27 protein-coding genes and 1 pseudogene are annotated in these 20,606 nt (G+C 63.8%); 15 read left to right on the top strand and 13 right to left on the bottom strand.

Going from position 1 to position 20,606, the window contains the following annotated elements; all coding sequences use genetic code 11:
* The first annotated feature begins 81 nt into the window (after positions 1-81).
* The 5 genes from LZ538_RS10175 to LZ538_RS10155 are packed head-to-tail and all read left to right on the top strand — an operon-like array spanning position 82 to position 2,035.
* Positions 82-639, top strand: a complete 558-nt coding sequence (locus LZ538_RS10175; RefSeq protein WP_249831902.1) for a hypothetical protein — start codon at positions 82-84, stop codon at positions 637-639.
* Positions 639-986: a phage holin family protein gene (locus LZ538_RS10170; RefSeq protein WP_249831901.1), complete on the top strand. Its 348-nt coding sequence runs from the start codon at positions 639-641 to the stop codon at positions 984-986. The genes LZ538_RS10175 and LZ538_RS10170 overlap by 1 nt, the downstream gene beginning before the upstream one ends.
* On the top strand, positions 983-1,354 hold the full coding sequence (locus LZ538_RS10165) for a DUF3618 domain-containing protein (RefSeq protein WP_249831900.1): 372 nt from the start codon (positions 983-985) through the stop codon (positions 1,352-1,354). The genes LZ538_RS10170 and LZ538_RS10165 overlap by 4 nt, the downstream gene beginning before the upstream one ends.
* Positions 1,351-1,764 (top strand): hypothetical protein, encoded by a 414-nt coding sequence (locus LZ538_RS10160; RefSeq protein WP_249831899.1) that lies wholly within the window; start codon positions 1,351-1,353, stop codon positions 1,762-1,764. Before LZ538_RS10165 ends, LZ538_RS10160 begins: the two co-directional genes overlap by 4 nt.
* A 31-nt stretch (positions 1,765-1,795) precedes the next feature.
* A complete protein-coding gene (locus LZ538_RS10155; RefSeq protein WP_249831898.1) occupies positions 1,796-2,035 on the top strand; it encodes a DUF4170 domain-containing protein in 240 nt (79 codons plus the stop codon).
* Here LZ538_RS10155 and LZ538_RS10150 read toward each other — a convergent pair.
* From LZ538_RS10150 to carA, 6 genes are all read right to left on the bottom strand, one after another.
* Entirely contained in the window at positions 2,032-2,658 is a 627-nt protein-coding gene (locus LZ538_RS10150; protein ID WP_249831897.1) for a rhomboid family intramembrane serine protease, read from the bottom strand. The genes LZ538_RS10155 and LZ538_RS10150 overlap by 4 nt on opposite strands.
* An 8-nt stretch (positions 2,659-2,666) precedes the next feature.
* Positions 2,667-3,146, bottom strand: a complete 480-nt coding sequence (greA, locus tag LZ538_RS10145) for a transcription elongation factor GreA (protein WP_249831896.1) — start codon at positions 3,144-3,146, stop codon at positions 2,667-2,669.
* 76 nt (positions 3,147-3,222) lie between these two features.
* A complete protein-coding gene (gene carB, locus LZ538_RS10140) occupies positions 3,223-6,579 on the bottom strand; it encodes a carbamoyl-phosphate synthase large subunit (protein WP_249831895.1) in 3,357 nt (1,118 codons plus the stop codon).
* Positions 6,580-6,591: 12 nt separating this feature from the next.
* A complete protein-coding gene (locus LZ538_RS10135; RefSeq protein ID WP_249831894.1) occupies positions 6,592-6,867 on the bottom strand; it encodes a hypothetical protein in 276 nt (91 codons plus the stop codon).
* Entirely contained in the window at positions 6,864-7,316 is a 453-nt protein-coding gene (locus LZ538_RS10130) for a hypothetical protein (protein ID WP_249831893.1), read from the bottom strand. The genes LZ538_RS10135 and LZ538_RS10130 overlap by 4 nt, the downstream gene beginning before the upstream one ends.
* 2 nt (positions 7,317-7,318) lie before the next feature.
* Positions 7,319-8,497, bottom strand: coding sequence for a glutamine-hydrolyzing carbamoyl-phosphate synthase small subunit (carA, locus tag LZ538_RS10125; RefSeq protein ID WP_249831892.1), 1,179 nt, complete (start codon positions 8,495-8,497; stop codon positions 7,319-7,321).
* 120 nt (positions 8,498-8,617) lie between these two features.
* Here carA and LZ538_RS10120 point away from each other — a divergent pair, with 120 nt between their 5' ends.
* A complete protein-coding gene (locus tag LZ538_RS10120) occupies positions 8,618-9,070 on the top strand; it encodes a GatB/YqeY domain-containing protein (RefSeq protein WP_249831891.1) in 453 nt (150 codons plus the stop codon).
* A gap of 59 nt (positions 9,071-9,129) precedes the next feature.
* Here LZ538_RS10120 and LZ538_RS10115 read toward each other — a convergent pair whose 3' ends face one another.
* On the bottom strand, positions 9,130-9,507 hold the full coding sequence (locus tag LZ538_RS10115; RefSeq protein WP_249831890.1) for a hypothetical protein: 378 nt from the start codon (positions 9,505-9,507) through the stop codon (positions 9,130-9,132).
* 189 nt (positions 9,508-9,696) lie between these two features.
* Here LZ538_RS10115 and dnaG point away from each other — a divergent pair, with 189 nt between their 5' ends.
* Complete coding sequence (gene dnaG / locus LZ538_RS10110; RefSeq protein WP_249831889.1) at positions 9,697-11,553, top strand: DNA primase; 1,857 nt, start codon at positions 9,697-9,699, stop codon at positions 11,551-11,553.
* Between the two features lie 26 nt (positions 11,554-11,579).
* The gene (gene rpoD / locus LZ538_RS10105) at positions 11,580-13,631 is read left to right on the top strand and encodes an RNA polymerase sigma factor RpoD (RefSeq protein WP_249831888.1); all 2,052 of its coding nucleotides are present in this window, start codon (positions 11,580-11,582) and stop codon (positions 13,629-13,631) included.
* A 4-nt stretch (positions 13,632-13,635) separates the two neighbouring features.
* On the opposite strand, the gene LZ538_RS10100 is transcribed toward rpoD, so the two are convergent.
* The 3 genes from LZ538_RS10100 to LZ538_RS13295 are packed head-to-tail and all read right to left on the bottom strand — an operon-like array spanning position 13,636 to position 14,569.
* Positions 13,636-14,154 carry a pyridoxamine 5'-phosphate oxidase family protein gene (locus tag LZ538_RS10100; protein WP_249831887.1) on the bottom strand — a complete coding sequence of 173 codons (519 nt, stop codon included), beginning with the start codon at positions 14,152-14,154 and terminating at the stop codon, positions 13,636-13,638.
* A gap of 23 nt (positions 14,155-14,177) precedes the next feature.
* Positions 14,178-14,444, bottom strand: a complete 267-nt coding sequence (locus LZ538_RS10095; RefSeq protein ID WP_249831886.1) for a hypothetical protein — start codon at positions 14,442-14,444, stop codon at positions 14,178-14,180.
* Positions 14,441-14,569 carry a hypothetical protein gene (locus LZ538_RS13295; protein ID WP_283937753.1) on the bottom strand — a complete coding sequence of 43 codons (129 nt, stop codon included), beginning with the start codon at positions 14,567-14,569 and terminating at the stop codon, positions 14,441-14,443. Before LZ538_RS13295 ends, LZ538_RS10095 begins: the two co-directional genes overlap by 4 nt.
* A 108-nt stretch (positions 14,570-14,677) precedes the next feature.
* Between LZ538_RS13295 and LZ538_RS10090 the strand changes: the two are divergent.
* A pseudogene (locus tag LZ538_RS10090) lies at positions 14,678-14,934 on the top strand (hypothetical protein); the annotation flags it as partial.
* Between the two features lie 50 nt (positions 14,935-14,984).
* Here the strand turns inward: LZ538_RS10090 and LZ538_RS10085 are convergent.
* A complete protein-coding gene (locus tag LZ538_RS10085; protein WP_249831885.1) occupies positions 14,985-15,524 on the bottom strand; it encodes an Lrp/AsnC family transcriptional regulator in 540 nt (179 codons plus the stop codon).
* Between the two features lie 578 nt (positions 15,525-16,102).
* On the opposite strand from LZ538_RS10085, the gene LZ538_RS10080 reads away from it, so the two are divergent.
* The 3 genes from LZ538_RS10080 to LZ538_RS10070 all read left to right on the top strand — a co-directional run bounded on the left by LZ538_RS10080 (position 16,103) and on the right by LZ538_RS10070 (position 17,178).
* The gene (locus LZ538_RS10080; protein ID WP_249831884.1) at positions 16,103-16,321 is read left to right on the top strand and encodes a hypothetical protein; all 219 of its coding nucleotides are present in this window, start codon (positions 16,103-16,105) and stop codon (positions 16,319-16,321) included.
* Positions 16,296-16,691 carry a hypothetical protein gene (locus LZ538_RS10075; protein WP_249831883.1) on the top strand — a complete coding sequence of 132 codons (396 nt, stop codon included), beginning with the start codon at positions 16,296-16,298 and terminating at the stop codon, positions 16,689-16,691. Before LZ538_RS10080 ends, LZ538_RS10075 begins: the two co-directional genes overlap by 26 nt.
* A gap of 64 nt (positions 16,692-16,755) precedes the next feature.
* Complete coding sequence (locus tag LZ538_RS10070) at positions 16,756-17,178, top strand: GreA/GreB family elongation factor (protein WP_249831882.1); 423 nt, start codon at positions 16,756-16,758, stop codon at positions 17,176-17,178.
* 260 nt (positions 17,179-17,438) lie between these two features.
* On the opposite strand, the gene LZ538_RS10065 is transcribed toward LZ538_RS10070, so the two are convergent.
* Positions 17,439-17,945: a hypothetical protein gene (locus tag LZ538_RS10065; protein ID WP_249831881.1), complete on the bottom strand. Its 507-nt coding sequence runs from the start codon at positions 17,943-17,945 to the stop codon at positions 17,439-17,441.
* 191 nt (positions 17,946-18,136) lie between these two features.
* Between LZ538_RS10065 and LZ538_RS10060 the strand changes: the two genes are divergently transcribed.
* The 3 genes from LZ538_RS10060 (at position 18,137) to LZ538_RS10050 (ending at position 20,014) form a co-directional block, all read left to right on the top strand.
* A complete protein-coding gene (locus LZ538_RS10060) occupies positions 18,137-18,352 on the top strand; it encodes a dodecin (RefSeq protein ID WP_249831880.1) in 216 nt (71 codons plus the stop codon).
* 398 nt (positions 18,353-18,750) lie between these two features.
* Positions 18,751-19,464 (top strand): hypothetical protein, encoded by a 714-nt coding sequence (locus LZ538_RS10055; protein ID WP_249831879.1) that lies wholly within the window; start codon positions 18,751-18,753, stop codon positions 19,462-19,464.
* A gap of 118 nt (positions 19,465-19,582) precedes the next feature.
* Entirely contained in the window at positions 19,583-20,014 is a 432-nt protein-coding gene (locus tag LZ538_RS10050; RefSeq protein WP_249831878.1) for a hypothetical protein, read from the top strand.
* Positions 20,015-20,049: 35 nt separating this feature from the next.
* On the opposite strand, the gene LZ538_RS10045 is transcribed toward LZ538_RS10050, so the two are convergent.
* The gene (locus LZ538_RS10045; protein WP_249831877.1) at positions 20,050-20,583 is read right to left on the bottom strand and encodes a hypothetical protein; all 534 of its coding nucleotides are present in this window, start codon (positions 20,581-20,583) and stop codon (positions 20,050-20,052) included.
* Positions 20,584-20,606 lie beyond the last annotated feature (23 nt).

Below are 20,606 nucleotides of genomic sequence, written 5' to 3'. Positions count from 1 at the left end.
CCGGCTGTGCAACTTTCGCTGCGGAAGGCCGGAACGAGCGTCGTGCGGCAGGGTTGAAACCGGCAAAGGAGGAACTCGCTCATGATCCAACAAGCTGGTGATGACAGGAACGATACTTTGCCGGACGGGACTGACACGGTGATCGAAGGCGCCGCGAACACCGGGTCGATCGCGACCGACCGCGAGAGCGACGATGATGCAGGAACGATCACGGTTGAAGATACCGCATCCGCGGGCTCCAGCTCCGGAACTGCACTTGCCGACCGCCTTCGGAGCGGCCGCGAACAGTTGAGCAGCCAGGCCGGCGAGCGTGCGCGCGGCCTCGTCACCCAGGGCCTGGAGCGCACGTCCGAGGCGCTCGCGAACGTCTCTCGCATGGTCGGCGATACCGCGGACGGGATCGAGGAGCGGCTAGGCGCCGAATATGGCGACTATGCCCGCCGCGCCGCAGGAGCGATCGAGAATGTGGCCAATACGATCGCAGAAAAGGACCCGGACGAATTGATCGAGGACACTCGCAATTTCATCCGCAACAGCCCTGGCATTGCACTGGCCGGTGCCGCAGTGGTTGGTTTCGTCGTGGCGAGGCTCGTTAAGAGCGGCCTCGGCTCGGATAATGAGGACGACGACGAGGCTTGATGCTGAAGCCGAGCGAGCAGTCGCCACCGCCGCGCGCGGAACGGCCCGTAGGCGACATCGTCCACGATCTGATCGAGGACGGTAAGTCCTATGCTCGGGCCGAGATTGGTCTCGCCAAGGCGATTGCTACGGCGAAGGGAAAGGCGCTGGCGCTCCCCGCTGGCCTGTTTTTTGCCGCCCTGCTCATTCTGCAGGCTGCGGTCGTCATGCTCGCTTTCACGTTGTTCGGAGCGCTCGTGTGGCTTCTGGGAACCGTCGTCGCCGGGCTTGTGACATTCCTTCTCTTCAGCTGCATCGCCGGCGGGCTCGCCTGGTATGGCGTGCAGCGGCTGAGGCGCGATCTATGACGACCGCCAGCGAAAAACCGGACAGCCCGCAAGTCGCCGCCGCGCGGATCGAAACCGCACGCGCCCGCTCCAAGCTGATGGGCACGGCCCATGAGCTTCAGGAGCGGCTCAGTCCCAAGACCCTGACCCGCGATGCATGGGAAGGCGCGAAGACGAAGGGCGCGGATCTGGTCGAAGATGCTGTCGATGCCGTGAAGGCACGGCCACTCACCACCACCGGGATCGTTGCGGCAATCACCATGTTCCTTGCGCGCGAACCGTTGATGGATCTGGCGAGCAACGTCGTCGACGGCGTCAGCACCAAGCGCAAAACCAGGAAGGCCCGCAAGGCCGCTCAGAAACAGGATAAGACGGAGGCAGTAGAATGAGTGAGTATGATCCCGCCGAGAATGGCCAGGGCCGCGGCGACGCCAGTCGCTCCCCCCGCCAGCGTGCGATCGAGGCCTACGAGAATGCCGGTCGCCGCGCCGCGGACGGCCTGAGCGAAGCGCCGTTCATCGCGCTTGCGGGCGGAATTGCTGCCGGCGCGCTGATTGCCGCTCTGTTGCCGCGCACCCAGGCGGAGACCCGAGCCGTCCGTCCGACTGCTCGCCGGCTGCGCGAAAGTGCAAAGGCGGCTGCAGATGCTGCGCGTGAAACCGGATCGCAGCGACTCCAGGAACTGGGGATCACGCGCGAAAAAGGCGAGGAAACGCTCCGCTCGCTGTTCCAGGGCGTGTCCGAAGCCGCCAAGGCATCCGCCCAATCGGCCTTCGACGCCGCCAAGTCGCGGTCTTGAGGCTGGGCGGGGGGTTCGCTAGCGAGCGGCCATGAGCAAGCTGCATCTCGTTTTTGGCGGGCGGGTGAAAGATCCTCGCGGACTCGATTTCGACCTCGACAGCATCGACCTCGTTGGCATCTACGACAGCTATGCCGCCGCGGAGGACGCGTGGCGCGGTCGTGCGCAAGGCACAGTCGACGATGCCGAGATGAAATATGTTGTCGTGCATTTGCATCGGCTGCTCGAGCCTGACGCCGAGGGAATATCGCGGCCTAGAGAATCGGCTTAAGCCCGCCGATAGCGCCACAGCAGCAGCGGCCGCTGCAGCAGGATTCCCGCGAGGAAGCCGCCGATATGCGCCGGGGTTGCCAGCAACACACCCTGGACCCCCGCAAGCCATCCAATGGCGAGTTGCAGACCTACCCAGGCGACTAGCAACCAGGCGGAGTTGAGCCAGCGATTGACGCGCACGGATCGGGTCAGTTGCTTGGCTCTGCCGAAGCTGAGCGAGTAGGCCCCGAGCACCGCGCTGACCGCTCCGCTTGCGCCGGACATCGGGATCACGCCCATTGGGTCCGCCAGCCACTGGCCCGCGGCCGCTGCATAGGCGCCGACCACGTAGAGGATGATCAGACCCCATGGGCCCAGCACACGCTCGACCGCCATCCCGCACCACGCCAGCATCAGCATGTTGAAGCCGATGTGCACCAGTCCGGCATGCGCGATCGTCGCGGTCAGTGGCGTCAGGAAAGCGGGAATCACCGCCCAAGGGACATCTCCGCCGCTCAGGCGCGCCGGCGTGAACCCCAGGACCATCGCCGCCTCTCCGGGAAAGGCGATGGACGTGATCAGCCACGCCAGCACCGTGAAGGCGCTGATCGCGACCGTTGCGGTGCGGGGGATCCGGTCCATCGCCCGGATCAGACGAATTCGATCTTCTTGATCTCGTAATAGCGGTCGCCGGACGGGGTCGAGACTTCGACCTCCTCTCCGACCTGGCGGCCGATAAGCGCGCGACCGAGCGGTGAATTGTAACTGATCCGCCCCTGGTTGGCGTCCGCCTCGACCTGGCCGACGAGCTGGTACTTCACCTTCTTCTCGTCCTCGTCGAGCAGGGTCACGGTTGCGCCGAACACCACCTTGTCGCCCGACAGGCTCTTGGGATCGATGACCATCGCGCGGCTGAGGCGGTCTTCGAGGTCCGCGATCGTCGCTTCGATATGGCCCTGACGCTCCTTCGCCGCATGATATTCGGCGTTCTCCGAAAGATCGCCGTGCGCCCGGGCAGCCTCGATGGCCTCGACCACCGCGGGCCGCTCCTCGCTCTTGAGCCGCCTCAGCTCGTCGTTGAGCTTGCGGTGCCCTTCTTCAAGCATTGGCACCTTATCGGCACTGGCCATGTCGAAATCCCTTTTCAAAACTTTCCTCAGCGTGGCCGAAGGGCCCGCGGCCGAGGTACAAAACTGTGGTGGAGGCTCAGTCGGGGGAGGCGGAATAATAGGACTGGAGCGAGGCGACTTCAAGCGCATGTCCCCGCACCGCCTCAATCGAGCGCGCCGCGGCCAGGCTTGCCGCGGCCGTCGTGAAATACGGCACTTTGCGGTTGAGGGCCGTCGCCCGGATCGAATGGCTGTCCTTCAACGACTGCCAGCCCTCGGTCGTGTTGAAAACGAGGTCCACATCGCCGTCGAGCAGCTTGTCCACGATGTGCGGCCGTCCTTGCGCGACCTTGTTCACCACCTCGACTGGAAGGCCCTTGGACTGAAGGTGCGCGGCGGTACCGCTTGTGGCGATGATCGCGAAGCCAAGCTCGATCAGCTTCTCGACCGCCGGCAGGATATTGTCCTTGTCCGCGTCCTTAACCGAAACGAAGGCCGTTCCGCCTTGCGGCAGGATCATGCCGGCTCCAAGCAAGGCCTTGGCGAATGCGATGTCGAAATCCCGGTCGATTCCCATGACTTCGCCGGTGCTCTTCATTTCCGGTCCAAGTACCGGATCGGTGCCGGGGAAGCGCGCGAAGGGAAATACCGGCCCCTTCACGGCGATATAGTCGAACGCGTGCTGGATCTCGCCCTTGAGCTTCTCTCCTGCCATCACGCGCGCCGCGATTTTCGCAATTGGCTTGCCGATGGCCTTGGCCACGAACGGCACCGTGCGGCTCGCGCGCGGATTCACCTCGATCAGGTAGACCTCCGCGTCCTTCACGGCGAACTGCACGTTCATCAGCCCGCGCACCTTTAGCGCAATCGCGAGTTCGCGGGTCTGGCGCTCTATCTCCTGCACGACGCTGCGATCGAGGCTGTGCGGCGGGATCGCGCAGGCGCTGTCGCCGGAGTGCACGCCGGCCTCCTCGATATGCTGGAGCACGCCGCAGACCACGACAGAGTCGCCGTCGCAGATCGCGTCAACATCGACTTCGATCGCATCGCGGAGATAGCGATCGATCAGGACCGGCGAGGATCCCGAAACCTGGACCGCGGTCGCGATATAATGATCTAGCTGCTGCGGGCCGTCGACGATCTCCATGCCTCGGCCGCCCAGCACATATGACGGCCTGAGCAGCACCGGATAACCGATGCGCTCGGCGACTCTCAGCGCTTCCTCGCGGCTCCTTGCGATGCCGTTCGCCGGCTGCTTGAGGTCGAGCTTGGCGACTAGCGCCGCGAACCGCTCCCGGTCTTCCGCAAGATCGATGCTGTCGGGCGAGGTGCCGAGTATGGCCACGCCCGCCGCCTGCAGTTCCGCGGCGAGCTTCAGCGGCGTCTGCCCTCCGAGCTGAACGATCACGCCGAGAAGCTCGCCCTTCTCCTGCTCGCGCCGGACGATCTCCAGTACGTCCTCCGCCGTCAGCGGCTCGAAATAGAGCCGGTCGGACGTGTCCGGATCCGTCGACACCGTTTCCGGATTGCAATTGACCATGATGGTCTCGAATCCGGCGCCCTGCTGGCCTTCGCGGTCGCGCCCGAGCGCGAAAGCGGCATGGCAGCAGCAATAGTCGAACTCGATCCCCTGGCCGATCCGGTTGGGCCCGCCGCCGAGGATCATGACCTTCCTGCGGCCCGAAACTTCGGCCTCGTCCTCGGGCTCGTCGAACAAGGGCGCTTCATAGGTCGAGTACAAATAGGGCGTCGTTGCGTCGAACTCGGCAGCACAACTGTCGATCCGCTTGAACACCGGACGGATGCCCAGCTTGTGGCGATGAGCCCGGACCTCGCCCTCGGTCACGCCGCCAGTCATCATCCTGACGGCGCTATGGACCATTCCGCCGCCGCCGGCAGCGACGGCTTCGCTCATTTCGCGGTCCATGTGCGCGGACCGAAGCGCAAGCTGCGCCAACCGCCCGTCCGAGAAACCCATGGCCTTCAGGCGCCGCATCCCCGCCGCGTCCTGCGGAAGTCCGTGCATCCGCACTTCCTCTTCCGCGAACACGATTTCCTGCAGCCGCTCCAGGAACCAGGGATCGAAGCCCGCGATCTCGTTGATGCGCGCGACCGTGAAGCCCTGCCGAAGCGCCTCGGCGGCGACGAGCAGGCGATCCGGCGTCGGCCGCGCGAGCTGGCTCTCGATCGTCGCGGGATCGGCGTTTTCGAGGTCCCGCACCCGGTCGAGCCCGCAAAGACCCGTCTCGAGGCCGCGCAGCGCCTTTTGCAGGCTTTCCTGGAAGTTGCGGCCGATGGCCATCACCTCGCCAACCGACTTCATCGACGTGGTCAGGATCGCATCGGCTCCGCGGAACTTCTCGAACGCAAACCGCGGGACCTTCGTCACCACATAGTCGATCGTCGGCTCGAAGCTTGCCGGCGTCGCGCCTCCAGTGATGTCGTTGGCGATCTCGTCGAGCGTGTAGCCGACGGCGAGACGCGCGGCGACCTTCGCAATGGGAAAGCCGGTGGCCTTCGAGGCCAGCGCCGAAGAGCGTGAGACGCGCGGGTTCATCTCGATGACGACCATTCGGCCAGTCTTCGGATCGACCGCGAACTGGACGTTGGAACCGCCTGTTTCCACGCCGATTTCACGCAGCACGGCGATGGATGCGGAGCGCATCCTCTGATATTCCTTGTCGGTCAGCGTGAGTGCCGGCGCAACGGTGATGGAATCGCCCGTGTGGACGCCCATCGGGTCGATATTCTCGATGGAGCAGATGATGATGGCGTTGTCGGCGCGGTCGCGCACGACTTCCATCTCATATTCCTTCCACCCGAGCACCGATTCCTCGATCAGCACTTCGGTGGTCGGGCTGGCCTCCAGGCCCCCCGCTACGATCTGGACGAACTCGTCGCGGTTATAGGCGATTCCACCGCCCGTGCCGCCCAATGTGAAGCTCGGGCGGATGATGGCGGGGAGTCCCACATGCTCGAGAGCGGCCAGGGCCTCCTCGAGGCTGTGCGCGATCGCGGACCTCGGGCTTTCCAGGCCGATCCGGTCCATCGCCTCGCGGAACTTGAGCCGGTCCTCCGCCTTCTCGATCGCATCCGCATTGGCGCCGATCAGCTCGATCCCGAGCCGGTCGAGCGTTCCATCCTTGTAGAGAGCGAGGGCGGTGTTCAGCGCCGTCTGCCCGCCCATCGTGGGAAGCACGGCGTCCGGGCGTTCCTTCTCCAGGATCTTGGCGACGATCGCCGGCGTGATTGGCTCGATATACGTCGCGTCGGCCAGTTCCGGGTCGGTCATGATCGTCGCCGGGTTCGAATTGACGACGGTGACGCGATATCCCTCGGCTTTCAGTGCCTTGACCGCCTGGCTTCCGGAATAATCGAACTCAGCCGCCTGGCCGATGACGATCGGGCCGGCGCCGATGATCAGGATGGAAGATATGTCTGTACGCTTAGGCATCGGCTTGGGGCATCAACTCTCTGGAAACGCGATATTGTCGACGAAGACGGTCTTGAGGCCGTTCTTGCGGGCCCATTTGGCCACGCAGGCGCGCTGCTGCGGCGTCGGCTCCACTTTGACCATGAACAGCAGCCTCTTTTCGCTCTCGTCCTGGAACAGCTCGCCAAGCGCGAGCCCGCAGCGCTGCCCGACGGAATTGAGCTCGGTCTGCTCATGCAGCCGCGCCGAAGTGACGCAGGCCGAAAGGCCCGCGGCAAGCATTGGAACAGCTAACGTCCTCGGCCTCACGTCGCCGCCTTGGGATATAGCGCAGCCACATCCAGCTTCGGGACCTCCGGCGCCTTCAACTTGCAGCTCTGCTCGGCTGCCTTCACGACCTTCTTGATCAGGTTGGACAACTCGCCGCGCCGCGATTTTCCCGGGCTCGCGCCTGTCTCCAGTTCCTGGAAAGCAACCGACTGGCAGCCCCGGAACCCCGCGATCACCTGTGTGAACTTGCCGGCGTGCTCGACGCTCACGACCAGATTGCCGGAATTGAAGCCGGCTTCGCAGGCATCGGGCGTACAGGGTTCATTTCCCTGGGATACCTGCTTCGCCATATACCATTGCCCCTGCGGCAATCCGAAAATGTCCTCCGGGAGCGCGACGCCAGCCTTGCTGGCCGGCACTTCGACGATCTCCTGCGCGGGAAGAGGTGTCGCAAAGAGTGCCACTGCCGCGAAAATGGAAATGCGCATGCTCATGCCTCCTTCGTGATGCTGCTCACGAACCTCTGGAACAGGTAGAAGCTGTCCTGAGGACCCGGTGAAGCTTCCGGGTGGTACTGCACGCTGAACGCGGGACGGTCAGTCAGTTCAATTCCGCAATTCGAATTGTCGAACAAGCTGATGTGCGTCTCCCGCACATTGTCCGGCATGCCCTCGCGCTCGACCGCGAAGCCGTGGTTCATGCTGGTGATTTCGACCCGGCCGTCGGCAAGCCGCTTCACCGGATGGTTGGCGCCGCGATGGCCCTGGAACATCTTGCTCGTCCTGCCGCCGACAGCGATCGCCAGCATCTGGTGGCCGAGGCAGATGCCGAACAAGGGCTTCTTGGTCTCCAGCATCTTCCGGATCACCGGGACCGCATATTCGCCGGTCGCTGCGGGGTCTCCGGGCCCGTTCGACAGGAAGAATCCGTCGGGCTCGTGCGCCATGATCTCTTCGAAGGTTGCGGTCGCCGGGACAACCGTCACTCGCGCTCCGGCCTCGACGAGGTTGCGGAAGATGTTGCGCTTGTTGCCGTAATCGACCGCGACGACGTGCGGGCGGCTCTCGTCGTCTCCGCCCATCTCATAGCCCTGCCCCCAGGCCCACTTGCCGCCGCTCCAGCGCTCGACCTGCAGGCGGCTGACGTCTTTCGCCAGGTCCATGCCCTCCAGGCCGGGCCAGTCGGCGGACAGCTCTTGCAGGGCATCCAGGTCGAACTTGCCGTCAGCATGATGGGCGATCGCGATATTCGGCGGGCCTTCGGTGCGGACCAGCTTGGTCAGCGCCCGCGTATCGACACCCGCGATGCCGATCCGGCCCCACTTCTTCATCCAGTCCGAAAAGCCGTAATTCGCCCGATAATTGCTAGGCTCTGTGACCACTTCTCGCACCAGGCAGCCAAGCGCATGGGCTTCCGCCGCTTCGACGTCCTCGTCATTGGCGCCGACATTGCCGATGTGCGGGAAGGTGAAGGCGATGACCTGCTTCGCATAGGAAGGATCGGTCATGACCTCCTGATAGCCCGTCATCGCGGTGTTGAAGCACAGTTCCCCGACAGCCTCGCCCTCGGCGCCGAAGCCCTGACCCCACACGACGCGGCCATCGGCGAAGACCACGACTCCCGTCGCACCCTGGGGCTGGGGCGCGGGTGCAGGTCGTGCGTCGGCCATGGCGGGAAGAGCCTTCCGTCAAAAGGGTTTGCAGCGATGTCGCTAAGGCGTTGCCGCTATGCGCTTTGCCGCGCCCGGTCAACGCTGGTCAGCGGATTATTCGCTCGCTAGGGCGAACCGATGATCCGGGACGACATTAAGGCTGCCACGATCGCCGCAATGAAGGGCGGCGACAGAGAGTCCACCCAGACGCTGCGGCTGATGCAAGCGGCGATCAAGAACCGCGACATCGAGGCGCGGACCGGCGGCGCGCCCAAGGACGATGACGTTCTCGTCATCGAAGTCCTGCAGAAGATGGTGAAGCAGCGCCGCGAAAGCGCCGACATCTATCGCAAGGGCGGCCGCGAGGACCGCGCCGCGCTAGAAGAAGCCGAAATCAGCGTGATCGAGCGCTTTCTGCCCGCGCAGATGTCCGACGATGAAGCGGAAGCGAAGATCCGCGAGATCATCGCCGAGACTGGTGCCAGCTCGATGAAGGACATGGGGCGGGTCATGGCCCTGGTGAAGGAGCGCCTCGGCGCGTCGATCGAGCCTGCACGGGCGTCCGGGCTGGTCAAGGCGGCCCTCTCCTAGCGGATGCACGAAAAAGGCCCCGCAGCGGAGAGCGGCGGGGCCGAAGCGTTGATTAAGGCTTAGTGCGTTGCTGCGGCTGGCGTTCCAGCGCCCGCTCCGCCTGTCAGACCCATGACGCCTTCCATCACGAGTTCGTACAGCATGATAGCAAGAGCCGTTGCCAGCGCGCCGGCGACTCCCAGCTGGAGATTGCCGCACACTGCTGCGAGCTGCGCGCCGATCGCAGGTACATGGGTGAGAGCCGCTCCGAGGGCCGGCAAGGCCAGCAGGAGCACGCCGGCCATGACCATTCTGTCGCGCGGCATTGCAAGCCCCGCGATCAGGCCAAGCACGACCAGAACCAGGGCAACGTCCATCATGCCCAACGCAACAAAACCGGCTACGATCGCGAGTAGAATGTAGATAGCGCGGGCGAGCCCGCCGATCTTTTTCAACATAGAACCCCCTCCTCTGATCGTCCCGCTTCGCGCTCTCCCGGCGCACTATTTCGGAACGGGCACAGATTAACCTTAAAAAGCCTGTTTCAGGAGCGTTATGAATCCTTTGGAATCAGTTCGCTGTGGCGATCTGTGGATAACTTTTTCGCTGTCGTTTGCTGATCGATGATTCGCGCATAGGGTCGAGTCGTGACGCTCTCTCCCGCATGGCTTGACGAACTGCGCGCAAGGACCGTGCTCAGCGCGGTCATTGCGCCGAGCGTGAAGCTGATCCGCGCCGGGCGCGAGTGGAAGGCCTGCTGCCCCTTCCACAATGAGAAGACGCCCAGCTTCACCGTCAATGACGACAAGGGCTTCTACCATTGCTTCGGCTGCGGCGCGCACGGCGACGCGATCCGGTTCCTGACCGACAATCGCGGCATGCCCTTCATGGACGCGGTGAAGGAGCTCGCGTCCAAGGCGGGCTTGGACGTCCCAGCTCCTGACCCACAGGCGAAGGAGCGCGCCGAGCGCACTGCGTCACTGACTGACGTCATGGCGTCAGTTGCGTCCTGGTATGCCGAGCAGCTGCAGGGTCTCGCCGGTGCGGAAGCCCGCGACTACCTCAAGCGGCGCGGGATCGACGAGGCCACGGTCAGGCGCTTCGCCATCGGGTTCGCCCCGGACGGCCGCTCGACCCTCAAGCGCGCGCTCGAGAAGCTCGGCGAGGACAAGCTCATCGAGACGGGCATGCTCATCAAGCCCGATGACGGCGGTGACAGTTACGATCGCTTCCGCGGACGGCTGATGATCCCGATCCGCGATGCGCGCGGCCGCGTGATTGCCTTCGGTGGACGCATTCTCGGCCAGGGCGAGCCCAAGTATCTCAACTCCCCCGATACGCCGCTCTTCGACAAGGGCCGAACCCTCTACAATATCGACCTCGCCTCTCCTGCCAGCCGCGCCGCCAAGCGCCTGATCGTGGTCGAAGGCTATATGGACGTGATCGCGCTCGACCGCGCAGGCATATCCGAAGCGGTTGCGCCCAACGGCACTGCAGTCACCGAAGCGCAGCTGGAGCGGATGTGGCGGCTCGATCCTTCCCCCATCCTCTGCTTCGACGGCGATGCCGCGGGGCGCAAAGCCGCCATTCGCGCGGCGACCCGCGCCCTGCCCCTTATCAGCCCCGACCGCACCCTGCGTTTTGTTGAGCTTCCGGCGGGCCAGGACCCCGACGACGTCGTGAAAGCCGGCGGCCGCGAGGCGATGGAGGTCCTGCTCGCCTCCCCGGAGCCTTTGGTCGAGCGCCTGTGGCGCCACGAGGCGGAGACCGAGCCGCTCACTACTCCGGAGGCCTGGGCCGGCCTCAAGCAGCGCCTCGTCCAGCACGCCGCCGCGATCGGCCATGCCGACCTCGGCCGAATCTACCGCGAGGACTGGCTCAGCCGCTTCTACGAGCAGCGCCGCCCGGGCCAGGCCGCAGCACCGCGCCCCTTCGCCCCGCGCGACAGCGGACGCGGCTCGTTCCAGAGGGGCAGGTTCGTTCCGCCGACGCCGCCCGCAAGTGCGCAGGCGCGCGCCATCGCCGCCAGCGGTATCGACGGTCCGACGGCGCGTGCCCTCATCCTCGGCTTCGCCAACTTCCCCGAGGAGCTGCCGGCCCATTGCGAGCAGCTCGCCGCGCTTGCCATCACCGACAAGGGCACCGCGAAGCTCCGCGACGAGCTGGTCAACGCCGCTTTCTCGGGCGCAGCGCTTGATCGTGACGCGCTCGGCACTATCTTGGGCGCCGATGGAGCAACGGGTGGCCCAACAGGTGGGAGGGCCCAGCGCGCCATGGGTTTTTCCTTTACCCGACGCGACAGCGATCCCGAGCGCGCCCGAAGCGATCTGGCGGCGGCGGTCGAGATCATCGCGGCGGCGGAAGAAGTCGAAAAGGCCCTCGAGGATGCAACGGAAAGGCTGAAGCGGGATTTCACCGATGAGGCCTTGGAGGAACAGCAGCGCCTGATCGCGGCGCAGCAGGATTTTAGACAGAGGCTGGCGAAGCTTGCCGGCACCGATTAAGCGGCGGCCAAAGAGAACAAGGGCTTATGGCGAAAAACGAAGCAACAGAAGTCGAAGCGGCCGAGGCGGGCGATGCCCCGCTGATCGACCTCAACGACGCCCAGGTGAGGAAGCTCATCGCGCGTGCGAAGAAGCGCGGCTTCGTCACCTATGACGAACTCAACGAGGCGCTGCCGCAGGACCAGATGTCGTCCGAGCAGATCGAGGACATCATGTCCGCGATCAACGACATGGGCATCAACGTCGTCGAGAGCGAGGATCGCGGCGACGACGACGATGAAGAGGAAGACAAGCAGGCCGAAAGCATCGTCGAGGACGAGGTCGACCCGCTCGACGACGGTGGCCCCCGCCCCGCTGCCGCGGTCAAGAAGGAAGCCGTCGACCGCACCGACGATCCGGTGCGCATGTACCTGCGCGAGATGGGCGCCGTCGAATTGCTCTCCCGCGAGGGCGAGATCGCGATCGCCAAGCGCATCGAGGCCGGCCGCGACACGATGATCTGGGGCCTCTGTGAGAGCCCGATCACCTTCAACGCCATCATCGAATGGTCGAACGCGCTCAACGACGGCCGCATGCAGCTGCGCGAGATCCTCGATCTCGAAGCCATGCTGTCCAAGGGCCCGACCGCCGAGCAGTTGAACGAGACCGAGGAAGGCGAAGGCGCCGAAGGCGAGATCAGCGAGAAGGTCGCCGGCCCCTCGATCAAGGAAGAGGAAGAGGTCGAGGACGAGCCCGAGGAAAAGTCCGAAGACGACGAGGACATGGTCGAGCGGCGCACGCAGCCGCAGGCCGAGGAAGAGGATGAGGACAACACCCTCAGCCTCGCTCAGATGGAAGAGACTTTGAAGCCGTCCGCGCTCGAGAAGTTCGCCACCATCACCTCGCTCTTCAAGAAATTCTCCAAGGTCCAGGGATCGCGCATGGAAGCCTTCGCGGCCGCGCAGGAATTCCCCGCCGCCGAGGAGAAGAAGTATCAGAAGCTGCGCGAGCAGCTGACCGCGGAAGTGGAGAGCGTCCAGTTCCACGGCAGCAAGATCGAATATCTCGTCGAGCAGCTCTACAGCTACAACCGCCGCCTGACCGCGCTCGGCGGCCAGATGCTGCGCCTTGCCGAGCGCCACCGTGTGCCGCGCAAGAGCTTCCTCGAAAACTACATGGGCCGCGAGCTCGACGAGAGCTGGGTCGACGACGTCGCCAAGATCGACAAGAAATGGGCCGCCTTCGCTGCCGCGGAGCGCGACACGGTAGAACGCGTTCGTTCGGACATTGCCAACATCGCTCAGGGCACCGGCACCTCGCTCGGTGAGTTCCGGCGCATCGTCAACCAGGTCCAGAAGGCGGAGCGCGAGGCGCGCATCGCCAAGAAGGAAATGGTCGAGGCCAACCTCCGCCTCGTCATCTCCATCGCCAAGAAATATACCAACCGCGGGCTGCAGTTCCTGGATCTCATCCAGGAAGGCAATATCGGCCTGATGAAGGCGGTCGATAAGTTCGAATATCGCCGCGGCTACAAATTCTCGACCTACGCGACCTGGTGGATCCGGCAGGCGATCACCCGCTCGATCGCCGACCAGGCGCGCACCATCCGCATCCCGGTGCACATGATCGAGACGATCAACAAGCTCGTCCGCACCGGCCGCCAGTTCCTGCACGAAACGGGCCGCGAAGCGACTCCGGAGGAGCTTGCCGAGCGCCTCTCCATGCCGCTGGAGAAGGTCCGCAAGGTGATGAAGATCGCCAAGGAGCCGATCAGCCTCGAAACGCCGATCGGCGACGAGGAAGACAGCCACCTCGGCGATTTCATCGAGGACAAGAATGCAGTGATCCCGGTCGACGCCGCGATCCAGTCCAATCTCAAGGAGACGGTGACCCGCGTCCTCGCCTCGCTAACTCCGCGTGAGGAGCGCGTGCTGCGCATGCGCTTCGGAATCGGCATGAACACCGATCACACGCTGGAGGAAGTCGGGCAGCAGTTCTCGGTCACCCGCGAGCGTATCCGCCAGATCGAAGCCAAGGCTTTGCGCAAGCTCAAGCATCCGAGCCGCAGCCGTAAAATGAGGTCGTTCCTGGATCAGTAGTTCGTCAGCTCTGCCGGATCATCCCCGGCTTCAGCGCTGACGAGCCCCACGGTTCTTCCCGGGCATCGTATCGCGGCGTCCCGTCCTCGCCGATCGAGAGGTCCTCGATATGTCCGGGGCCCTTGCGGTAATCGAGCACCGAGACATGCTGCAGCGTGGCCCTGATCATCGCCGCGTCGGTCTGCTCCGGAAGGTCGAAGGCGGCGAGGTTCCCGTGCCGCTCCTGCAGCAGCGTCCACGCGCGGTCGCGCTCGGCCGCATCCTTTATCTCGACAGCGTGCGCGGCGGCATAGACCGCGGTGAGCTGGTCGAGCGCGCTCGGCTCGCCCCCGACAGCAACAGAAATGCGCATGTCGCGGCGGATGTTCGCAAGTTTCTGGCTCGACCGGAAGACCAGGAAATAGACCGTGAGGCCTTCGTTCACATAGCCGACGATCGTGGTCTGCGGCCATCCGTCGGGCCGCAGGGTGGAAACCGCCATGACCTGGTGGGTGTCGAGGATTTCGACCGCAGTGTTTCGCATCTTAGCCTCCGGATGTGTGGCGATTACTCCGCGGGCTGGAGCAGCCCGTCGGACGGAGCGGATGGCGTCGCTTTCGCCTTCTCGCCGCCGAACAGGGCGCGCAGCATGAACAAGGTGAAGGCGACGACTCCGACGGTGAAGACGAGGTCGCCCGGAACCCTCGCCCAGACGAGCGCCTGCATCACCGGCGAATGGATCACCTCCGGGCTGCGCGCATAGGCATAATCGCGCGTGAAGCTTTGGTAGGCCTGGAACAGCCCCTGCGGAAACAGCGACAGGAACACCATCATCGCCAGGCCGACGTTGAGTAGATTTGCAGGCCGAAGAAGAGCAGCGCGCCGAACATGACGACCATGCTGGCGGCGAAGATCGTCCACAGCCTGCGGATGGAGAATTCGGTTGCATAATGAGCCATCGCCGCTCTCCGGCGGGCGGAACCCTGGATCCGCGCACACGGGCGACACCTGTCCGCCGACAAGCAAGGCCGTCCAACTGGGAAACAACAGTAACAGAACCGCCCGGTTTTGACATCGGCATGAACACCGATCTCGCGCTGGAAGAGGTTGGGCAGCAGTTCTCGGTTAGCCGCGAGCGTATCCGGGAGATCGAGGGGAGTCAGAGGCAATCTAGATTGCCGGAGACGACCGACGCCAGGAGGTCAACGCTTTGAGGAAGCTGAAGCACACGAGCCGCAGCCTGAAGATGCGGTGGTTCTTAGACCAACAATCGAGCTGCCAAGCCCATTCGTCATTCCCGCGCAAGCGGGAATCCAGCTTCTAGACGCCGACCTTCCGCCAGCGCGTTAGCGAAGCTGACTCCGTTGACGCGATTCACTCGCGTGACGCTGGTGTCTCCTTTCGACCCATTTCGGACATGAGCGAGGCACCGCTCATTTGCTCTCGACAGGGTATCCTAACGAAGAACTTGGGTTTGTTCATCATCACATGAGTGTTGATGCGGTCGATGCCCACTCCGGCGCTGGTCATGTGCTCGGCCAGCATGGTCCACTCGCGCATGTCCGCGACCACGACCTTCAAGAGATAATCATAGTTGCCGGTCATGTGAGACGCCTCGACGACGGCCGGAATATCCTGGATCAAAAGCTCGAACCCGCCGAGATCATTGGGACTGTGTCCCTTGAGCGTAACTTCCGCGTAAAGGACCAGTCCGACATTGAGGGCGAACGGATCTACCCGCGCGTGGTAGCCGCGGATCACTCCGCTCTCTTCCAGTCTTCGCACGCGCGCCAGGCAGGCGCTCGGCGATAACGCAACCTGCTCCGACAGTGCCTGGTTGGTCAGTCGCCCGTCCGCCTGAAGTGCTGCCAGGATTCGGCGGTCGATTCGGTCGAGATTGTTGTCTGCGGCCATTTGCCCGCAACACCGCAGAGTCTGCGGTTCAGGTCAAGAACTTCAACGCCACCTGCGCCAGCGCGTCGGATATAAGTTTCTTCATCATGAAAGGAGACAGAAGTGACGACGCACACAGCCAGCGAGCGCCTGACAACCAGGGACAAGATCGAGGGGCTGATGTTCGGATTGATCCTTACCATCGGATTGCCCGCACTCATCTTCGTGACGACTTAGTAAGTTCGGCAATGCGTAGCGAGGTCATCAGCCACCGCGAAAAGCTCCTCGATCAGGCGCTGGCGGACAGCTTTCCCGCGAGCGATCCACCTTCGATCGCGGGCGGCTGGGAGCAACCTTGTGTCGAGCCGCTTGTTGTCCATATTGAAGTTATGACTGGCCACTCTCAATTCATTCGGCCGCAGCTCCACCCAGAGAGCAGCACGGCACGACTCTAGCGCCCTAAGCGGCGCCTGCGGGAAGCAGGGCTCTTAGGGCCCAGTCCAAGAGCCGCGCATCGCATTGTCGCGAGCGCACATCCTCAGTTTTGTGACGAGCAGACAGTCCCAGGAGCCGTCCCCGCTCGTCGGGAGCAAAATCCCGTGAATACCCAGCGTTTTGCAGTCGAATTCGATCGCCGCACCGTCGGCATCGCCATCCGCGTTCCGGGCGGCTTCATGTTCTTCGCATCCGACAATCGCTTTCAAGAGATGGACGGACGGATGTTCGGCCGGGCTCGCGCCATCGAGCGCGAGCTGAAGAAGGTCGATCAGAAGAAGTGGAAGCACAATCGCCGTGAGCGCTTCGCGTTCTCAGGCTGAGTGGCGCGCCACGCCCGACTGCCAACAATTATCGGAGATTACCGTGACTACTTCTTTGTTCCCTATCGAGAAAGCGCGTCCCGCGCCCTCGACACGCGAGCGGATCGCGAAGCTTCTCAATCATTATCCTCACGTATCCGAGGACGACTGCCGGGAAATCCTTCAGTTTATGAAGGAAGCCCGGCATCTCGAGGTTGGGTTGCTGACCGCCAATGATAATGTACGGCCCCAGCTCGACGCCTTCATGAAAGACCACAAAAGGCACTTCCGGCTCGACGCGTTGGATGTGCTGCGGGCGGTTTCGCTGATCGGCGCGATCCTCATGGTCTGCTGGCTTATTTTGGAGCTTTTCATGCCGGTGGCTTCCTGACGGCGGCGCATCGACGCGTCGACGGGCGTCGCTCGGACCCCAATTCAATTCAACGGAGTTTTTTATGCCCATATCGCAATCGCCTTCATCGCGACCTCCCATTCGCCTGTTAGCGGCAGAGTCGGACCTGATTGCCGACCTGGCGCTCCACGCCGAGAACAGGGAGCCTGTGGTTGCCGCAATGCTCCTTGAGGAGATCGAGCGCGCCGAGCTCTATGACGCCGAGACAATGCCCGAAGGTCACGTTCGTTTGGGCTCAAAAGTAATTTTCGTCGACGAGCGGACGCACGAAGCCCGCGAGGTCAAGTTGGTGTTGCCCGCGGACGCCAACATAGCCGAAGGGCGAATCTCAATCCTGACGCCGATGGGCGCCGCGCTATATGGGCTGGGGGAAGGTCAGACTATCCGCTGGCCCGACCTGTTCGGCAATTACCGGCGTATCCGGATCATTCGGGTCAAGGAAGCCGGCACGCCTCCCGACGCCTGACGCGTTCGCAGATTAGATGTTCGACTGGTCCGGCGGAACATCCGCAGGCACCGTCACGGCACCTCCGCGACCCCGGACGGCGCTATGGCTAATATCGCGCTATAGGAACCGCTCGACGGCCAGGTGGTGACCTGGATGGAGAAGGGTCAGCGACGAGCAATATCTCTGCGAGGCGGCGGAGAGCGCTTACGTTTCAGGGACCGCTGGGAAGCGTGCCTGCGGCAATTCCCAACTCACCGCCGGCCTCGCATCTCGACACGTCAGGACGAAAGCACGGTCTTTTGATCGAAGCAGACTTCGCAGCCCGCCGGCCCCACTTCAGTCTTCGTTTTGCACGGTCCGAAATGATCCTGCGTATCACTTTCCGGATACGCTGCCCCTTTAGAACACAGTCGAAGTGCTCTCACCCTGCAGGTCCGTGGATCATTTTCTCCGCATTTGCGGATCAGCCCGTCGACATTCTGGATGTACCAGTTGTCGGCTGCATCTGTAGAATCAACAGGCCATCTCACCGGACCTGATTGGGTACAATCGAAGTCGTCCGCAAACTCGCCATTGAAGGCAAATTCAGGGTTATCGTCGGTTGGCGCTATAGCTCCGCCTGGCGCCTCAGCGGGCCTCGGACATTTATGCGCTCCCGCAAATTCGATAAGGCTGGGATTGACGGGCGTCTGTGGAACGTTTGCCGCATCATTCGGATCTCTGCAGCCAGCTGCGACAATTGCGAGCAGTCCGGCGGCACAAAATCCCATTTGTGCGAAATGCATCGCGCGCTCCTTCCCTTTTCGCGGCATGAAGCTGCCGCGCGGCGATACCGAGCATGTGAACTTACGGGCGAGAATAGATGCGCGACGCATACTGCGCCCGTTCCCATGTTTATAACCTATATCAGCAATAACCGGCAACGATGGGTAATCATCGCCAGTCGCCCGGCAATTTATGCTAGGAAGGACAGGCCATGTCTGACCACGTCTACAAGATCGTCGAGCTGGTCGGCTCCTCGCCGACGAGCATCGAGGATGCGATCCAGGGCGCCATCGCGCGCGCATCGACCACTTTGGACAAGGTCCGCTGGTTCGAGGTGATCGAAACCCGCGGCCATGTCGAAGACGGCAAGGTCACCCATTACCAGGTGACCATCAGGGTCGGCTTCACCCTGAACCCGCCCGCCTGACTGCGCGCCGACTGACGAATTCGCTGTCCTACAAGCCCCTGCTTGTGCCTTAAGCTGGGGGATGAAATCGCGGCCGCATTCCCTGACGACCGAGCCTGCGAAAGTTCACAAAGTGGAGGAAGTGGAAGGACCCCCCTTTTCGTTCATTCGCCTTCGTAATGGCCGCGAATTGTCGTTGATCGGCTTGGGAATGGTCTTGGTCGGCAGCGCCCGCTTGGGTCCGCTGCGGCGGGAATTCTCGATCTGTCGCCAGAGATTGATCGTCTTGTCATCCATGGAGGCCCCGAACGTCGACAAGCCGACGCGAGTTCCAACGGCAGTCTTTTCATTCCCCATTCAGTCGCGGGGCGGCTATCCTCCTTTTCCGACGCGACGCCTGACAGACACCAGCCACGACCTTGAGCACCTACCGTCTCTCCGCGCCCTACGAGCGCCCGCCGCTGCAACGGCGTGCGTCGGGGCTTGCGCTGGCGCTGGCGGTCAACGGCGCGCTGATCCTCGCGCTCTTGACGCTCGGCGTCATCCCCCTGCCCGATCAGAAGCCGAGCAATGCGACGATCGTCGACCTCATTCCCGAATCGCACAGCCGGAAGGCCGAGGTGGCGAAGGCCTCGCCGGGGACCGACAAGCCCGTCCCGAAGCCGCCGAAGATCGTCCTCCCCGTCAAGCCGACCATCGCCCCTCCACCCCCGCCCACGCCCAAAACCCAGCCCTGGATCGAGATGAGCAGCGCCGACATGGCCGCCGGCGATATCCGCAACCTGCCCAAGGCGAGCCCGGGCCAGGGCGACAGCAAGGAAGTGGGCCGCGGGCCGCATGGCGAGATTCTCTACGCGGCGGAGTGGGCGCGCCATCCGACCAATGCCGAGCTTGGCGGTTATCTGCCGCGCAATGCGCCGGCGGGCTGGGGCCTGATCGCCTGCCGGACGGCCCCGCAGAACCGGGTCGAGGATTGCATCGAGCTCGGCCAGTCTCCCGCGGGATCGCATCTCGCCAGCGCCGTGCGGCAGGCGGCGTGGCAGTTCCGGGTCCGCCCGCCGCGGAAGGACGGCAAGGCGATGATCGGCGAATGGGTCCGGATCCGGATCGACTACGAACAGATCGGCGGCTGAGCCAGCCTGGTTGTTTGACTTACTGTTGTTTCGGGCGCAGGGGCGCGCGCGGCGCGACGGGGCTCGGGGGCGCGCCGGACGTATCCCGCGTGTTCTTCACCAGAACGAAGGGGGTCACATGAAACAGCTGATGAAGCTCGCCGCGGCTGCGGCTCTCGGCGCCGTTGCGTCGGGAACGATCGTCTATGCGCAGGCCGGGACGAACAACCCGCCGAGGGCAAGGGTTGCGCTCTACCGCGCCGCTCCGGGGCAGCAGGTCGCACTGCTCCGCTGGCTCGCCAACCAGAATCGCGCCGCGCAGGCCGCGGGCATCGCTCCGGGCCAGCTCTATGCCCATACCGACGGCGACAGCTGGGATTATCTGGCGATCGATCCGGTCACGACACCGGCGCAGGACGACGCGGTCGACGCCGCGGCGAAGAAATTGGGCCTTCCGTCAGGGCCCGCGGCCTCGATCGAGTTCCGCAAATATATCGCGGTCCACACCGACACCTTCGCGATCGGTCCGGTGACCCCGGAGCAATATCTGGCGATGGTCGGCGGCCAGTAAGGATTGCGGGGCGCTGGGCCGGAAGTCCGGCGCCCTCAGCCGTGATCGTCGCCGAATCCGGGCTCGGACGCATCGCTTCTGGGCGCGATCCAGGTGATCAGGTCCCACTCGTTGCGGATGGCGAGGAGCAGGGCCAGTGTGACGAAGCCGGCGAGTCCTTGCGGCGCGACGGGGCAACCGAACCAGAACGCGAGGGCGACCGCCCCGAGGCCGAGGTAGAGGAAGGTCGGCAGCACGCCGTAGAACCAGATGTCGGTCCAGTGCACCTCGTCCTTGAGGTTGCGGATGCCGGCGGTGGACATCAGCCCGCGCGCCAGGCCCCACAAGGCAATGGCGCCCGATACGGCCGCCATGCACCGCGGGCCGATGCCGGGCGTCAGCGCGGCCGCCGCAAGCACCAGCACGAAGCTCACTCCCAGCACGATTGGGCCCATGTAGAGCTTCGAACCGGTGAGCACGGTCGAGCGCTTTCGGTCCTGCATCAGGCTGATGACCACGAAGATGAGGCCGATCAGCACCGCGGCGGCGCCTCCGGCCATCAGGTAGAATTCGCCCCAATGCTCGAACATGCTTCGTCCCCTTTGAAAACGTA

The organism is Sphingomonas hankyongi (assembly GCF_023516575.1).
Taxonomy (GTDB): Bacteria; Pseudomonadota; Alphaproteobacteria; order Sphingomonadales; family Sphingomonadaceae; genus Sphingomicrobium; species Sphingomicrobium hankyongi.
Note: the sequence above shows the minus strand (reverse complement) of the source record. Positions and strands in the feature narration are given on the sequence as shown.

Coding starts and splice junctions, on each gene's coding strand:
- LZ538_RS10085 (WP_249831885.1), bottom strand. CDS start 15,524: ATGGCCGCAGACAACAATCTCGACCGAATCGACCGCCGAATCCTGGCA.
- rpoD (WP_249831888.1), top strand. CDS start 11,580: ATGGCGAAAAACGAAGCAACAGAAGTCGAAGCGGCCGAGGCGGGCGAT.
- LZ538_RS13295 (WP_283937753.1), bottom strand. CDS start 14,569: ATGGCTCATTATGCAACCGAATTCTCCATCCGCAGGCTGTGGACGATC.
- LZ538_RS10165 (WP_249831900.1), top strand. CDS start 983: ATGACGACCGCCAGCGAAAAACCGGACAGCCCGCAAGTCGCCGCCGCG.
- carA (WP_249831892.1), bottom strand. CDS start 8,497: ATGGCCGACGCACGACCTGCACCCGCGCCCCAGCCCCAGGGTGCGACG.
- LZ538_RS10115 (WP_249831890.1), bottom strand. CDS start 9,507: ATGTTGAAAAAGATCGGCGGGCTCGCCCGCGCTATCTACATTCTACTC.
- LZ538_RS10100 (WP_249831887.1), bottom strand. CDS start 14,154: ATGCGAAACACTGCGGTCGAAATCCTCGACACCCACCAGGTCATGGCG.
- LZ538_RS10070 (WP_249831882.1), top strand. CDS start 16,756: ATGCCCATATCGCAATCGCCTTCATCGCGACCTCCCATTCGCCTGTTA.
- LZ538_RS10060 (WP_249831880.1), top strand. CDS start 18,137: ATGTCTGACCACGTCTACAAGATCGTCGAGCTGGTCGGCTCCTCGCCG.
- LZ538_RS10150 (WP_249831897.1), bottom strand. CDS start 2,658: ATGGACCGGATCCCCCGCACCGCAACGGTCGCGATCAGCGCCTTCACG.
- LZ538_RS10050 (WP_249831878.1), top strand. CDS start 19,583: ATGAAACAGCTGATGAAGCTCGCCGCGGCTGCGGCTCTCGGCGCCGTT.
- LZ538_RS10095 (WP_249831886.1), bottom strand. CDS start 14,444: ATGATGGTGTTCCTGTCGCTGTTTCCGCAGGGGCTGTTCCAGGCCTAC.
- LZ538_RS10045 (WP_249831877.1), bottom strand. CDS start 20,583: ATGTTCGAGCATTGGGGCGAATTCTACCTGATGGCCGGAGGCGCCGCC.
- greA (WP_249831896.1), bottom strand. CDS start 3,146: ATGGCCAGTGCCGATAAGGTGCCAATGCTTGAAGAAGGGCACCGCAAG.
- LZ538_RS10065 (WP_249831881.1), bottom strand. CDS start 17,945: ATGCATTTCGCACAAATGGGATTTTGTGCCGCCGGACTGCTCGCAATT.
- carB (WP_249831895.1), bottom strand. CDS start 6,579: ATGCCTAAGCGTACAGACATATCTTCCATCCTGATCATCGGCGCCGGC.
- LZ538_RS10120 (WP_249831891.1), top strand. CDS start 8,618: ATGATCCGGGACGACATTAAGGCTGCCACGATCGCCGCAATGAAGGGC.
- LZ538_RS10175 (WP_249831902.1), top strand. CDS start 82: ATGATCCAACAAGCTGGTGATGACAGGAACGATACTTTGCCGGACGGG.
- LZ538_RS10155 (WP_249831898.1), top strand. CDS start 1,796: ATGAGCAAGCTGCATCTCGTTTTTGGCGGGCGGGTGAAAGATCCTCGC.
- LZ538_RS10160 (WP_249831899.1), top strand. CDS start 1,351: ATGAGTGAGTATGATCCCGCCGAGAATGGCCAGGGCCGCGGCGACGCC.
- LZ538_RS10170 (WP_249831901.1), top strand. CDS start 639: ATGCTGAAGCCGAGCGAGCAGTCGCCACCGCCGCGCGCGGAACGGCCC.
- LZ538_RS10130 (WP_249831893.1), bottom strand. CDS start 7,316: ATGCGCATTTCCATTTTCGCGGCAGTGGCACTCTTTGCGACACCTCTT.